The sequence below is a fragment of the Limnothrix sp. CMB-01 genome (genome assembly GCF_055193175.1).
In genome coordinates this window covers 3,660,873-3,675,099 of the sequence record NZ_CM143720.1, presented here as the reverse complement: position 1 = coordinate 3,675,099, position 14,227 = coordinate 3,660,873, and the positions used below count along the sequence as shown (strand labels likewise).

The following is a 14,227-nucleotide window of genomic DNA, read 5'->3' as shown; positions in this document are numbered from 1 at the left end:
TCCCCATCAGGCTAGTTGCCCAATACCTACAAATCCCTAGCGCACTTCTACCTAGCGCACTTCCAATCGTTCCGTAATCCAAGTCATGCCCTCGGGGCCCACCAAAACAGCGGAAATCCAGCGAGATCCTGGGCTGTTGGGCGCGCGCCCCACCTTGAACAACCCTCCAGCGGAAATAGGTTCTAGGGCTGCATTTTGGGGAATGGCATACAGTTCCGGACGCACAGGCGTATCGATCGCGCTGCCAGCCAACAGGGTGTCGCCCAACGGATCTTGAACGATCGCATCGAAGGTGTAAGTATCCCCTGGGCGCACTCGCTCCGGCAGCCGCACCCTCACGCGGGGTGGTTTGCTGCCCCATTGGGTGGTGGTGCGCTCATCAAGCAGTTCTTGACGGATCACCAGGCCGTTTTGAATGGTTTGGCGGGCCCGCACTTCCGTGACCAATTTGGCGGGCCCGAGGGTGGTGTTGGCTTTGGTGGCCGTGATGTCGGTGCGGGTTTCGAGAATCCAGGTGTCCCGATCGCGATCGGCCTTTTCAACGGTGGTGCTGTAGGTCACCTGATCAAAGGATTGCCAAAACTGACTGAGGGAGCGGCCCAACTCGTCGCGGCTGAGGCCATCGGCGCTGCGGAAGTTGGGGGCGAACCGTTGCAGCAAACCGGCATCTTTGGCGCTGGCGGCGCGATCGATGTCGCTCAACAGGGCTTGCACGCTGGGATCGATCGTCACGGCGGCGGCGGGGTTGACGGCAGTGCCCATGGCCATCAGCAGACTGGCTCCGAGGGCGAGTCCCCACCGGCTAGCCCACTGGATCGGTTGCGGATTTCCCAAGACGTAACAAGCGCGAAGAAGCATGGAATGATAATTTAGGAAGTCGGGAAGTGGCCGGATTGATGACTCAAAGGGGGCGATCGGCCGGATCGCGTCGCTTTGGGATCAAGTCCCGCCTTGCCTGTCCGATTGTAGCGGTTGAAAGAGAGAAACGGTTTGACAGCAACCGCCCCGCAGCGATTGTTAGTGGCTGCCAGTGGCACGGGGGGGCATCTGTTCCCGGCGCTGGCAGCGGCCCAAGAGTTGACCGATCAATGGACGATCGAATGGCTTGGTGTGCCCGATCGCCTGGAAACCAAGCTGGTGCCCGATTGCTTTCCATTGCACACTATTCCGGTGACCGGTTTTCAGGAGCGATTGAGCTGGAAAACCCTGGCCACGGCCTATGGCTTGGTGAAGTCTGTCTTTGCGGTGCGTCGGCTGTTGCAGCGAGGGCAGTTTGCTGGCGTGCTGACCACCGGGGGATACATTGCCGGGCCGGCCATTGTGGCCGCTCGATCGCTCGGGTTGCCCGTGGTGTTGCACGAGTCCAACGCCATTCCTGGCCGGGTCACGCGCTGGTTTGGTCCCTGGTGCGACACGGTGGCCGTGGGATTTGAGGCGGCGGCCCAGCGGTTACGCCAACGAAAAATTGCGGCCCTCTGTACCGGCACACCGGCCCGCGATCGATTCTGGAAGCCAGAACCGCTGGCCTTGCCCGTGCCGGAGGACGCGCCGTTGATTGTGGTGGCCGGCGGCAGCCAAGGGGCCGTGGCCCTGAATCGGTTGGTGCGGGAAGTGGCGGCGGCTTGGTTTGCGATGGGGGCTTGGGTGGTGCATTTAACGGGCGATCGGGATCCGGATGCGGCCAGCTTGGAACATCCCCAATACATTGCCCTTCCTTTCTATGACGACATGGCCAGCCTGCTGGGGCGGGCCAATTTGGCCGTTAGTCGATCGGGCGCAGGCACGCTAACGGAATTGGCCGCCACCGCCACCCCTTCGATTTTGGTGCCCTATCCCTTTGCGGCGGATGATCACCAAACGTTTAATGCGCAAGTCTTTGTAGAAGCGGGGGCAGCACAGGTGTTTCCTCAGGGGCAACTGTCTCCCGATCGCCTGCGGGATTTGGTTTTGGAGCTGCTGGCGAATCGATCGCGCCTGGACACCATGGCCCAGCGGGCCCGCGCCCTGGCTGTGCCCGACAGTGCCGCCCAGTTGGCCCAATTGATGACGGCGGCGATCGACCGCGCAGCCCGCCGCCCATGACGGCCCCACGGTTCACCCCTTGGAGCGATCGGCTCCGGTGCTGGCTGTTTCCGGCCCAGCCCCAACGGCGCGATTGGTGGGGCTGGCTGTTGGCCAGCGGGGCGATCGCCCTGGCCATTGGCTGGGCCGGCTATCGCCAGGCCACAGGCGGCCCCTACATTGTCCAAGACGATGCCCGCCAGCATGTGTTTTGGATGCAGCGCTGGCTAGACCCCACCCTCTTTCCTCAGGATTGGATTGCGGACTATTTCCAATCCGTGGCCCCGGAAGGCTATCGCACCCTCTACCGGTTGCTGGCTTGGGCGGGGTTGAATCCGCTGGCGGTGAGCAAAATTCTGCCGATCGGGCTGGGGTTGGTGGTGGCGGGGTTGGCTTTTGGTTTAACCACGGCCCTGTTGCCGATTCCGGTGGCTGGATTTTTGGGATCGGTGCTCACCAGTCAAGTGCTGGCCATGACCGATGACTTGGCCTCCGCCACCCCCCGATCGTTCCTCTACCCACTGTTTTTAGCCTTTGCCTGGGGTTGGATACGCTCCAGCCTGGGTTGGGTTTTGGGCACGATCGGGCTGCTGGGCCTGTTCTATCCCCAATACGTCTTGGTGGCCTTGGGTATCTTGGCGATCGACTGGTGTTGGCGCTGGCGCTGGCAGTGGCCGGCCGGATTGCGAGCGCTAATGGTCAGCCCTTGGGGCCCCGCCGCCACCCTGACTCAGCGGCGCGATCGGCTGGCCCTGGGCGGTGGGATTGCGGGGATCGCTGTTCTGGGTCTCTATGCCTTGCAAGCTTCGGACTATGGCCCCGTGGTGACCGTCAGCCAAGCACGATCGCTCCCGGAATTTTTCTCCAGCGGCCGGGCCAACTTTTTTGATGACAACTGGTTTGACTTTTGGATTTTGGGGCAACGCAGCAGCCTGTTGCCCAAGGATCCATTCACACCGGCCACCTTGGTTTTGGGGTTGCTGTTGCCGGTGGTCTGGTGGCAGCGCGATCGCTGGCGTTTGGGTCAACAACTGAGCGATCGTCTGGCCCTGTTGCCCATTTGGCTCGCCTCTGGCATCGGTTGCTATACCTTGGCCCATTTGCTGCTGTTTCGGCTCCATCTACCCGGTCGCTACACCCAACACAGCATTCGGATGATGTTGCCGATCGCGGCGGCCTTGGTGTTGACGCTGCTGCTGGATCAACTTTTGGGCGCTGGTCGATCGCGTCCTGGCTTAACTGATCCAGTGATCAGCACCCAATTCACCAACCCCGAAGCCCACGCCCCATTCCCTAGCCCAGACTCAACCCCAGCGATGCCCCCAGCCTCATGTACTGGCCGAGGGTTCAAGCGCTTGTTAGCGGTGCTCTTGGCGATCGGGCTATTCAGCGGCGCAGTACTCTATCCCCTCAGCCTGAAACGCTTCCCCAAGGCCAACTACGTCGCGGGAGAATCGCCGGGCCTGTACCAATTTTTTGCGACCCAGCCGGTGGATCTGCGGGTTGCGTCCTTGGCCAAAGAGGCCGATAATCTGCCCACCTTTGCCGGGCGATCAGTTCTGGTGGCCCGTGAATATGCCATTCCTTACCACTGGGGCTATTACCGCTTGTTTCGACAACGGATGATGGATCTGCTGCAAGCGCTCTATAGCCCAAATCTGGCAGCGGTGTTGGCCTTCAATCAGCAATACAGCATTGATTTTTGGCTGCTCGATCGCGACACCTTCACGATCGATTACCTGAGCGCAAAGGAGCGGCGGGCTAACCGCTGGTTACGCCAATTTCAACCGGTGCAACAGGAGGCGCTCGATCGCCTCAATCGCGGCGAAAAGCCAGCCCTGAGCAGCTTTTTAGCCCCCGATCACCCCTGTCAGGCCTATCAACAACCGGATTTGGTGGTTCTCGATGCGAAATGCCTAGCCAAGGTGGCCGTCGCGGCCAGCCGTTGATTAGCCCTCGGCCACCCGCCTGATTTCGCTGAGCACCGCTAGACATGAGCGATTTTGCCCCTTTGCCGTTGCCCCTAACCTTGCCATGTATGCCCTAAGACGATCGAGCTGGCTGCTGTCCCTGGTTTTGGTTCTGGCGATCGGGCTGGGCCTGGGGTTGCGGGTCACCAACTTGTCCCAGAAATTTCACTGGATTGATGAAATCCATAGCGCCATGCGGGTGGCCGGCGTGGGCAAGGAAACCGCCGTGGCTTGGGCCACTCGGGCCGCCAGCGCTCGCCAGCCGGTGACCATGGCCGACCTGATGCAGTTCCAAACCCTGCCCGCCAATCAAAATCTGCTGGAGGGCTTGCGAGCCACCACCGTGGCCCTGGCCACGGACAATCCCCAACATCCCCCCCTGTTCTATGGATTTGCCAGGGTGTTAGCCGGGTTTGGCGGCCGGGCGATCGATCAAATTCGTCTGACTGCTGCCCTGATCAGTTGGCTCACCTTTCCGGCCATGGTTTGGTTGGCCTGGGAACTCTTCCGCTCTTGGGCCGTGGCGCTGCTGTCGGTTTTGCTGCTGAGTCTGTCGCCGCTGCACTTGGTCTATGCCCAAGAGGCCCGGGAATATAGCCTAGTGGTGTTGTTGGTGTTGGTGTCCGGGGCCCTGTTGGTGCGGGTGCAGCGGGCTTGGCATGAGTCCCGCGCCTTTGACCCGGCAGGCCGACTGCGACGGGTGCAGCGGGGATGGCTGGCCTATGGCGGGGCGATCGCCCTGGGTTTGTATGCTCACCCCACCTTTGCACTGACGATTTTTGGCCATGGGCTGTGGATGACCTGGCTGGAACGGTTTCGTTGGAATCGTCAAATGCGTGCTTGGGCGATCGCGGCGACGCTGGGTAGTGCGGCCTTTTTGCCTTGGTTGGTGGTTTATTTGATCCACTTTGACGGCATGGCTTGGGTGGGGCGCGATGTGGGTTGGCTGACGATCGGCCGGCGCTGGTTGATTGGCTTGGTGGGTTTGTTTGCGGATGTGCAGGGCCTGACGAGCGATCGGCTGGTGAATGTGGAAACGGGCCAAGACGAAGCCCAATTGGCAAGCTGGGTTTGGTGGGGCGTGCTGTTGCCAGTGGGGGGCTTGGTGGTTTGGAGTTTCCGGATTCTCTGCCAATTTGCCAATGAAGCGGCGAAATGCTTGGTGCTTTGTGGGTTGGCTGTGCCCTTTTTGGCCCTGGCAATTCCCGACTTGATTGATGGGGGGCAGCGATCGACCGTGCCGCGTTTTTTGTTGGGCCCCTCGATCGGGGTAATTTTGGCAGTGGCCTACAGTTTGGCGGAATTTTGGGTCACGCCACGCGCTTCCCGTTCCCTGGCGGGGCAATATGGCCGGCGAGTGGGTCAAGTCGTTACCGTGCTGTTGGTGTCGGTTAGCCTTGCTTCCAGCATCGCCATGGTGCGAGCGGATACTTGGTGGAACAAATACAGCAGTTTTTACGATGGTCAGGTGGCCGCCGCCCTGGCCAACCGCCCTAACCAATGGGTGCTGACGGGGCCGGAAAAGGTGGGCCGGGCGATCGGCCTGGGCTATCGCACCGATCCCGCCGTGCAGTTTCTATTCGTGCGATCGCCCGCTGATTTGGCGGACCAGCCCTTGGGCAATCGGGTTTGGCTTTATCGCCCCTCCCGCGAAATCCTGGAATCCCTACAGGGCCGGGGTTGGCAAATTGCCCCCACCGTTGAGCGCGGACAACTGCTAGAAGCCACCAAGGACTCCTAGGCCGGCCCGATCGTGGAGCTACCTGATTAACCCGATTTAGAAGCTGGCAAGGGGACTTGAACCCCTGACCTACTGATTACAAGTCAGTTGCTCTACCAACTGAGCTACGCCAGCGATTGGCCATCCTAGGGATGACGTTTGATACTTTAACCCACAACCGATCACGCTTCAAGGGTGGCGATGAAGTTTGATGAAGTTTGCGGAAACTGCCCCGATCGATCTCGCCAAGTCTTGCGCGCCAAGTGTTGCCCGTCCTCACTCAGCACTAGCCCAAGGCCAAATGTAATTGAGCCTAGTAGCGTGGCTGCCTTAATTCGCTGGGTTAAATTACATGGCTGTTATCGCCACCAAATCGTTAGGCAGCAAGGGGCTTAAGCCCCTTGTTACTACGACTGGCTCCGTAACTTTGACCCAATGTATTAAGCCTGTCATGCCACTAGGGCGCGACCGATGGGCGATGGGATTCAATCAGGGCCTCAATAATTTCCTCAGCCTTCGCCTTGCTGCTGACCGCAATCCCCTTATCTTTGGCGAGGGTTTTGAGCTTGGCCAACGCAACCACACTGTAAATTTTCCGCAGTTCGGCTTCCTGGGGATCAACAACTGGGGCTGGCGACTTGGCCGGCGGCTCGATCGTCAGGGTGATTTTTGATCCTTCGGTCACCACTTCGCAAAGGCGATGGATCGATCGCTCCAAAGAAGCAACTATTTCCTGTGCGGCGCTGCTGGAGCTGGTTTCGCTTGTGGGGCTGGGTGGTTGTGGCTGCGCGATCGGGTTCCCAGTCTGGCTGAGGTTTGCCAACTGTTGGCTGAGATCGGTCATTTGGCTTTCTAGCTTGGCCAATGTTTGCGCTGAGTTGGCATCCCCCAAAGCCTGGCGATCGGCAACGGTCACTCCCGCAAGAGACTGGGTTAGTTTTTGATCGAGGAGTTGCTCCAACCGTTGGGTTAATTGTTCTTCCAGGCGCTGGCCAAAAGTTGGATCGATACCTGGTTCTACAACTGGCTGAGGGCTTGGGTCGGGGTTGGCAATCGAGGCCGACGGGGGATCGCCTTCTAACAAAACCGCTAGCTCTTCTTGGGCTAATGCCGCTTCCGCATCACTCAGGTCAAAAACCCAAGCCCACAGCATCCCAATGTCTAAATCATTGGCCACCACCACCCAATCAGCCCCGTGGATTACCTCATATTCCACTTCATCCCCAAGCTGATCGGTGCGGCGAACCAAAATCGGGATCAAATTGCTGTTGTGATTCTGCAAACTCCACCGCAGCTCCTCATAGCGATCGGGTGAAATTTTCGGTTGCGATCGCATCCCCACCAAACAGGTATGAACCTGACCATGGTTAACGGGTTGAATCTTCAAATTTTCGCGAATCAGGCGGCGACGTTCTTGATAATCGCTCATGGGTTAGGTTCAGCGCCAACACTAACTTTTTGAATCAAATCTTTGGCCAAATTTTCAAAGGCCGCCAGGGCATTTTCAACGGAATTGCGATCCTGAGATCCCAGATTCTCATCAAAATCAGCCGCGCAAAGAGGATAGCCTTTCGACTGGGATTTGGACAAAACATTTAACCGAGGAACCCAAGTGGCCTCGCGAAAAAGCGCCGTGCGATCGCCCCCCGGGAGCCGATCGAGCTTGGCGTTCAAATCATCCACCATCGCTTGATTAAAAGTCTTGGACTGGCGATCATACATACTGACGGCAATACCCACAATTGGCAGGGGTGTTTCTCGGAATTGCCCCACCTCTTCCACTTGGCTGAGCACATACTCCAAGGCGCGAATGGGATAGGGGGAAAGCTGCGTGGGAACCAGAACTCCCGCCGAAGCCATCAGAGAAATTCGGTTCACTTTCCCAAAGGAGGGCGGTGGGTCAACGAATACAAAATCATAGTCATGGTTTTTGAGTTTTTTGGCCAGGATTCGATCGCTATCCACTAACTGAATGAGCTGATTTTCCATATTGCTAAGCCGAATATGGGAAGGAATCACATCCAAAGTCACATTGCCCCAACGTTTACTGATGGTGACGGAGGCGGCCGTGGTTTTGGGTTCCGTCAGCAGGTGGGTAATATCCTTGCGTCCCGCTTTTTCAATATCTTCCAGGGGATCAATTCCGAGGCCGGTGGTTAAATTCGCCTGAGCATCAATATCAATCAGCAAAACTCGCTTGCCCATTTGGCTTAGGGCAGCGGCTAAGTTGATGGTGAGTGTCGTTTTACCGACTCCACCCTTGTTGTTAAAAACCGTGATGATCATAGACTCTCGCCGTTGAGGTTCTGGGTCTGAGGTTTGGCGATCGTGAATCGCCAACAGGCTCATCATTTTGGGATCGTGAGAAAGCCGCGCGATCGCCCGAATGAATTGGTGATGAACCTTTCGATGGCTATCGGCAAAGGCGGCCATGACCCGATCGCAATTGCGCTGCCACAGCAACGATCCCAGCAGCCGATAGTTATCGTAAAGATCGGCTCGCTCAAACTCCCACAGAATGTGAATTGCCCTACCATCGTTATAGAGCAACTTGAACTGATTGCCATTGGTTAATAGGCCCAACAAACTGCCTGATTCACGGAGATATTCCCGCAGTTGCCAGCTATTGTGGGCGATCGATTTGTGGGGCGCTTTGGCCTCAATGACCAAATAGTGGCTAGAGGGAGCCGCTTGCTGGGCCTTGACTAAAAAATCAACTCGTTTTCGCCCAAAGGGAACCTGTTGGGTCACATCGGCTTTGTCATAGCCGAGCAGCATCAGCAGCGGGGTCAAAACTCGATCTTCTAAGGCTTTTTCAGTGGTGCAGGTTTCCACCCGATCGAGCAGGGCTGTCCATTGTTGCTGAAACTCCTCGGGCGTGAGCATCATCGATCAAGAACTCATCGCGAACTGACGACATCAACAGAAAATAGAGAGCCGCTGAGCGGCCATAATTCTAGCAGTTATGTTGCAGTTGTAAGCACACCTGATTGGTGTGAGTCGCACCGGGATCAAGCCATAGCAATTGTTCGCCCGTGTTTAAGGCATTGCGCGGCCCTGTCCAGGGTTCCAGACAATAGAAAGGTTTACCCTTCAACGTCCAAAACACCAAGGTGCGGTAACTGGCATCAAACTCCAGGCTGAGGGTTTGTTGTTGCTGACGATCTGTGACCGTGGCCGACAGGCGATCGACCACAGGAAATCGCAGATCTAATTCATCTTGCTCAAAATCCAAATTGCCATCAAACGCCCCAGTTGATTGGCGCTTTTGATCAAAATATTCAGTAACAGGAAGATCGATCGACAGGGCCGATTTATCCGCCACGTTGAAGTAGGGATGCAACCCAGAAGAAAAGGGCATGGGGCGATCGCCCAAGTTGTGATGGTTTTGAATAATTTCTAACTGATTGCCCTGCAATCGATAGGTGAAATCCAATCGAAACTGGAAGGGATAAACGGCGAGGGTGGCGGGCGTGGCATCGAGGGTGAGGGTAATGCTCGCTGCGGCGCGCAAGTCGGAGCCAGTGACCATCCAAGGCAAATCGCGCGCGAAACCATGCTGCTTGAGAATGCCCGTTTCTCCGCTGGGTAGCTGATAGCGATTGTCCGGCAAGTTCCCACAAATGGGAAACAGAATGGGGATGCCGCCACGAATGCTGAGGTTGGGATCTTGATAGCGATCGCGATCGAGATAAAGCAACTCTTGGCCCTGAATTGCCCAGCGGGTGATGATGCCGCCGCGATCGGGAACCACTTCCAAAACGGACTGGGCAGCCCCATCGGTCAAGCGAAAGACCGGCCACTGTTCAGCTAATTCTTCAACTTGAAACATGAGGTTCTGAATCCTGAATGAGTGGCAGAGGCTAGAGCGGGGCTGCCCTAGTTCATAGGGTCAAGGTTGCGGGATCAGTCGTTATCACAAGGGGCTTAAGCTCCTTGCTGCCTAACCGTTTGGCGGCGGCAACAGTCATTGGGACTGACCTATCAAAATCCGCTTGTCATGCGACTAGAACGGGGCTTGACCAGTGAAATTCCCCGGCGGTGAATAGCGACAAACCAAGGTATCGTTACCACCGCCCGAGGCCAGACCGCAGCCCACTTGCGTTGTATTGCGCCAAACGATTTGGGTGTAGTGTCCCACATCGGCCCAGTTGCCGGTGGTGCTGACGTTGGGGAAAATTCCCTGCTTGAAAAACCGCTTTTCGGCTCCCCACAAATCCACCAACGCTTTGGTGGAATAGGCCCCACTGGTTCCTCGGGCTAAATTTTCGCCCTGGCCGGTGTTTTGGGCATGGTTAAAGGCTCCGGTGGATGCCAACTGGTTCGCCCAGGCCTGGGCATCCCTGGCCAAGGAGTCTGACCAAGTGAGAGGAGCAACGCCCACGGCTGATCGATAGCTGTTGTGGGTGGTGAGGATGTCGTTCGTGAAGGTGCTGGTTCCGCCGCCGCTGGTTCCGCCGTTGTTGGTGGTAGTACCGGCCGCGCGGGCCACAGCATCGGGGGTAGCCCCCAAAAAGAAGGCAATTTCTTGACCGGCCGCATTGGTCACTAGCGTGCCGGTAATGGAGCCGTCGCCGTCGGGATCAATGTCCACGCCCACGGTGCTCTGGATCGTTTGGCGAATGGTGGCGGCGGTGGCATTGGCCGGCAGGGTTAAACCCGGAGGCAAGATGCCGCTGCTGCCTTGCAGGAGACTGACCAGGAAGCTGAGGGAATAGCTGGTGGCTTGGAAGCGCATATCGCTGGCATTCAGATTGTTGAGTTGCAGGCGATCGACCGTGGGATCAAAATCCAACACCACGTCCACATTGCTGAGACCAGTGGCATCACCCCGCAGGCTGAAGGTATCGGTTCCTGCACCGCCGATCAGCACATCGCTGCCCAAATCGCCGCTCAGGAAATCATTGCCCGCCCCGCCCAGGAGCAGATCGGAATCGCGCCCTCCCACTAGCGTATCGTTGCCGTCGCCACCCGCAACCCAATCGTTACCCAAGTTCCCAGCCACGAGGTCATCCCCCAGCCCGCCATCGAGGTCGTCTTGGTCGCGACCGCCCAACAGGCTGTCGTTTCCACCGTTGCCTCGCAGCCGATCGTTGCCCAAGTTGCCATAGATAAAATCGCCCCCTTCGGAACCTTGAACGCTGTCTGCACCTTCCAGGGCCCGCAACCCTTGGGGGGCGGTGGCGAGCAAGTTGGCCGGAACGGTGTAGTTATCGTTACCGGTACTCAGATCAAAAAATCCTTCGGGAGAAAGACCAGCCATAGCTAGGAACACCAGGGGAATGGAGGATTGGGATTGGGGCGATCGAGTCGGTGTGGGTGCTTGAGCCAAATCAACCCAGCCATTAACCCAGCGATCGACCCAGAGATCGACCTAACCCCAAGGCCAACATACCCAGGAAATCCCCAAGAATCAGGTTAGGAACGCACATCGATCGACCCGTCGGGCCAAAAAACCACTCGAAACTGAGCCAAGGGAGCCAGTTGCACCTTGCCGTTGTCGCCTTTGATGGCGCTGGCGGCTGGGTTCAGCAATGGGCCCAGGGGGAAGGGTTTTTGGGCCGCATTGCGATTGGCGGGATCCGCGTCTACGGCGATGCCAACAGCGTTGGTGCGCACGTCATACATCAGGGGCATACTGGGCGCAGATTTGCCCTGCCAGGCGGTTTGCAAGCTCTTTTCGAGCTGGGCGCGGGCAGTTTCACGGGCGATCGCGTCGCTGAGGCTGGGATTCTGAATTCGGTTAACAGCGGCATTGCTGGCGTTCACCGATTCCATGGGGATCACTTGCACCCCCTGGGCAGCGCTGAAGGAGACCTGGAAAGTGGCTAGGGGTTCCCCAGTATTAGCCCGATCGAGGGGCTTAAACAGCAATTTGGGCAACGGGGTACGGGCGATCGCCTCTTGGGCCATGGCGTTTTCCGGCAAATAGCCCACGATCGAGCCATCTTCGCCCACGCTCACCCGGTAGTTCAGGGTCAGGGCCAAATTCTGGCGATCGGTCCAAGCCTGATCCAACTGACCGAGGAGATATCGCTCCAAGGCTGCCAACTGTTTGGGATCCGTCACCGGCTTAGCAGGAGTCAACAGCGTATCGGCTCCTTCTCCGGCCAGGGGCGAGGGCACTGGAACCGACGAGGGGGGAATGGCTGCACTCGTGCTGGCTGGGGATGCCGCCGGGATCGATCGGGTTTGGGTTTGGGGTTTGGTGGGGCTGGGGGCGGTGGCCGGTGAGGGCGCGGGCAAGGCCGACTGATTTTGAGGCGTGGGTGTGGGCGTGGGCCGCAACAGATCCTTGGGTTGTTGCACCTTGGGCACGGGCAACATGAACAACAACCCCGCCGCCACGGCCAACCCGGAAGCGCCCAAGGCCACGGGAGCCGCCCGTTGCACCAGCGGTTCCGCCTGCACCAGGTCATGGCGAGACACCGGAGAGAACACCTGCTGGATGTCGGGCAAGGTTTTGGGATCGCCGTAGAACTGGTCGATCGTTTCCACCAAGTCAAACAGTTGCAGCGGGGTCAGCAATAGCTCGATCGGCTGCGGCGGGCCATCGCCGGGCCCCTCCGGATTCGGCGGCGGCATCACCAACAATCGATGTTTGCCTCCATCGGCTGCCACAACCGCCACATTGGGCTGACTGGGATCGATCGCTGTGGGTAACTGGGGCGATTGAATGCCGCTGAAGCAACCCTGGGCGTATTGACTCACCACCTGGGCAAACCGCTCAAAAAAGCTGCGATCGCACAAAAATCCCTGGCCATGGGCAGGAAACTGACAATTCACCGTCAACAGCACCGATAAAGTCGGTCTTGCTTCCCCCACCTCTGCCAATGAATCCATGCCCTCCAGGGTCAGGACACAATTGGGCAAGCTGTACTGTCGTTGAATTGTCACGCCACTTCTCCGTCAAACAAACTAATCCAAAAGCGTTCCAGCCCCGCCGTTGACGAACAGTACAGTAACTGTTCCAGCAAGCGGAGGGCCAGGGTATTCAGGGCCTCGTCGGTGTTGTAAACCGTCACGGCCGATCGGCGTGGATTCATCCGGGCCCGGAAGTGGGCCCGGAACCGCTCCAGATAATCCGCCAGCCGAAAATGGTGCTCGAAGGATAGATCCTGCTCCTCCAGCCGCTCGCAAGCCAGAAGTAATTGCCGAATCAGCACCGTCAGTCGCTTGGCCAAATAAACCACAATCGTGGTCAGGGCCTTGGCCTCATTCAAGCTCAGGGGCCGCCGTTGCACCGCCCGCCGCAAAGGATTCGTGGCTCGCAGTCGCCACAGGTTAACCTTTGTGCCAACCACGCTCGTGATTCCCAGCTCTTGGGCACAGTAAAGAATGGCCTCAGACCCGCTGAGATCAAGGGCTTCGATCGCCAGGAGCATCAAGTCCAGTTGTTGGCGGGCCCGCCGGGGACATTCACCATCTTTCACGGGCGGGTTGGGCAACCGCTCCAAAATCGGCGGGATCTCCGGTGAATCTGCGGGAACAGGCGATCGATCGGCAAACATTGCACTCGAAGAAGTCATCGGCACAGAATCACATCAGCAATTCAATGAAACCATTGATTAGAAAATCATTTCGATCCATCGGTCAATCCGTCCAATTGTCCTTGCGGGGGCTGGGGGTCAATCCCGCCCAAACGAAGACCCCAGGGATCTGGGGCGATCGGGAAGGATCAGGCAGCCTGTGCCACTTGGGCGATCGGACTCTGAACAATCCTGCAATCATCCCGTAAGCACCACCCCCCGGACGATCGGTTGCAAAATTCAGCCCTGCAATTCAGCGATACTGATTTCGCGCTGAATTTCACACTGAACTTCGCCATGATTCCGCCGAATGATCCCCACCAGTTTAAGCAGTTTTAGGCAATCTCCTGGAGAAAACTCAGATGACCACACCCCAATCCCAGCCGACGGATTTGCATCGTCTGGTTCGTGCTATTCCTGATTTTCCACAGCCCGGAATTGTTTTCCGAGATATTACAACCCTTCTGCGTGATCGGGATGGTTTGCAACAGGCCGTGGATCACCTACACGATCGATGTCATGACCTACGCCCGGATTTTGTGGCCGGCATCGAAGCGCGCGGGTTTCTGTTCGGCCCGGCTTTGGCGTTGGCCTTGGGTGTGGGCTTTGTGCCCCTGCGCAAACCGGGCAAACTACCCGCCGCCACCCATGGTGTGGAATATGACTTGGAATATGGGCGCGATCGCCTGGAAATTCACCAAGATGCGATCAGCCCCGGTTCACGGGTGTTGGTGGTGGATGACGTAATCGCCACCGGGGGCACTGCCGCCGCCGCTGGGCAACTGATCCATCAAATCGAAGCAACCCTAGTGGGCTATGGCTTTTTGATTGAACTCCAAGACCTGAAGGGGCGCGATCGCCTGCCCGATGTGCCGGTTCGATCAGTGCTGGTTTATTGATCAGCAAATTGACCGGCTCCTCACCCCTTTGACTGGGCCCTGAATCAG

11 protein-coding genes and 1 tRNA gene are annotated in these 14,227 nt (G+C 57.8%); 4 read left to right on the top strand and 8 right to left on the bottom strand.

Features of this window, described 5'->3' with window-relative positions; all coding sequences use genetic code 11:
• Positions 1–51: 51 nt before the first annotated feature.
• A complete protein-coding gene (locus tag ACZA91_RS15120; protein ID WP_463183143.1) occupies positions 52–858 on the bottom strand; it encodes a nuclear transport factor 2 family protein in 807 nt (268 codons plus the stop codon).
• Positions 859–990: 132 nt separating this feature from the next.
• Here ACZA91_RS15120 and murG point away from each other — a divergent pair, with 132 nt between their 5' ends.
• From murG to ACZA91_RS15105, 3 genes are all read left to right on the top strand, one after another.
• Positions 991–2,082 (top strand): undecaprenyldiphospho-muramoylpentapeptide beta-N-acetylglucosaminyltransferase, encoded by a 1,092-nt coding sequence (murG, locus tag ACZA91_RS15115; protein ID WP_463183142.1) that lies wholly within the window; start codon positions 991–993, stop codon positions 2,080–2,082.
• Positions 2,079–4,010, top strand: a complete 1,932-nt coding sequence (locus ACZA91_RS15110; protein WP_463183140.1) for a hypothetical protein — start codon at positions 2,079–2,081, stop codon at positions 4,008–4,010. The genes murG and ACZA91_RS15110 overlap by 4 nt, the downstream gene beginning before the upstream one ends.
• An 85-nt stretch (positions 4,011–4,095) precedes the next feature.
• Positions 4,096–5,772 carry a glycosyltransferase family 39 protein gene (locus tag ACZA91_RS15105; RefSeq protein WP_463183138.1) on the top strand — a complete coding sequence of 559 codons (1,677 nt, stop codon included), beginning with the start codon at positions 4,096–4,098 and terminating at the stop codon, positions 5,770–5,772.
• A gap of 41 nt (positions 5,773–5,813) precedes the next feature.
• Here the strand turns inward: ACZA91_RS15105 and ACZA91_RS15100 are convergent.
• The 7 genes from ACZA91_RS15100 to ACZA91_RS15070 all read right to left on the bottom strand — a co-directional run bounded on the left by ACZA91_RS15100 (position 5,814) and on the right by ACZA91_RS15070 (position 13,280).
• Positions 5,814–5,886: transfer RNA gene (locus ACZA91_RS15100), tRNA-Thr, on the bottom strand.
• A 322-nt stretch (positions 5,887–6,208) separates the two neighbouring features.
• Positions 6,209–7,180: a hypothetical protein gene (locus tag ACZA91_RS15095; RefSeq protein ID WP_463183136.1), complete on the bottom strand. Its 972-nt coding sequence runs from the start codon at positions 7,178–7,180 to the stop codon at positions 6,209–6,211.
• On the bottom strand, positions 7,177–8,640 hold the full coding sequence (locus ACZA91_RS15090) for an AAA family ATPase (RefSeq protein ID WP_463183134.1): 1,464 nt from the start codon (positions 8,638–8,640) through the stop codon (positions 7,177–7,179). The genes ACZA91_RS15095 and ACZA91_RS15090 overlap by 4 nt, the downstream gene beginning before the upstream one ends.
• Before the next feature lie 67 nt (positions 8,641–8,707).
• Complete coding sequence (locus ACZA91_RS15085) at positions 8,708–9,583, bottom strand: aldose epimerase family protein (RefSeq protein WP_463183133.1); 876 nt, start codon at positions 9,581–9,583, stop codon at positions 8,708–8,710.
• Positions 9,584–9,757: 174 nt separating this feature from the next.
• On the bottom strand, positions 9,758–11,083 hold the full coding sequence (locus tag ACZA91_RS15080) for a CAP domain-containing protein (protein WP_463183131.1): 1,326 nt from the start codon (positions 11,081–11,083) through the stop codon (positions 9,758–9,760).
• 86 nt (positions 11,084–11,169) lie between these two features.
• Positions 11,170–12,648, bottom strand: coding sequence for a DUF4335 domain-containing protein (locus ACZA91_RS15075; RefSeq protein WP_463183129.1), 1,479 nt, complete (start codon positions 12,646–12,648; stop codon positions 11,170–11,172).
• Positions 12,645–13,280, bottom strand: a complete 636-nt coding sequence (locus ACZA91_RS15070; RefSeq protein WP_099532463.1) for a DUF3038 domain-containing protein — start codon at positions 13,278–13,280, stop codon at positions 12,645–12,647. Before ACZA91_RS15070 ends, ACZA91_RS15075 begins: the two co-directional genes overlap by 4 nt.
• 362 nt (positions 13,281–13,642) lie before the next feature.
• Here ACZA91_RS15070 and ACZA91_RS15065 point away from each other — a divergent pair, with 362 nt between their 5' ends.
• Positions 13,643–14,179, top strand: a complete 537-nt coding sequence (locus ACZA91_RS15065) for an adenine phosphoribosyltransferase (protein WP_099532461.1) — start codon at positions 13,643–13,645, stop codon at positions 14,177–14,179.
• Positions 14,180–14,227: the final 48 nt, after the last annotated feature.

Excerpts from the sequence above, each read along its gene's own strand:
- ACZA91_RS15120 (WP_463183143.1), bottom strand. The coding sequence starts at position 858 with ATGCTTCTTCGCGCTTGTTACGTCTTGGGAAATCCGCAACCGATCCAG.
- ACZA91_RS15110 (WP_463183140.1), top strand. The coding sequence starts at position 2,079 with ATGACGGCCCCACGGTTCACCCCTTGGAGCGATCGGCTCCGGTGCTGG.
- ACZA91_RS15105 (WP_463183138.1), top strand. The coding sequence starts at position 4,096 with ATGTATGCCCTAAGACGATCGAGCTGGCTGCTGTCCCTGGTTTTGGTT.
- ACZA91_RS15095 (WP_463183136.1), bottom strand. The coding sequence starts at position 7,180 with ATGAGCGATTATCAAGAACGTCGCCGCCTGATTCGCGAAAATTTGAAG.
- ACZA91_RS15090 (WP_463183134.1), bottom strand. The coding sequence starts at position 8,640 with ATGATGCTCACGCCCGAGGAGTTTCAGCAACAATGGACAGCCCTGCTC.
- ACZA91_RS15085 (WP_463183133.1), bottom strand. The coding sequence starts at position 9,583 with ATGTTTCAAGTTGAAGAATTAGCTGAACAGTGGCCGGTCTTTCGCTTG.
- ACZA91_RS15070 (WP_099532463.1), bottom strand. The coding sequence starts at position 13,280 with ATGACTTCTTCGAGTGCAATGTTTGCCGATCGATCGCCTGTTCCCGCA.
- ACZA91_RS15065 (WP_099532461.1), top strand. The coding sequence starts at position 13,643 with ATGACCACACCCCAATCCCAGCCGACGGATTTGCATCGTCTGGTTCGT.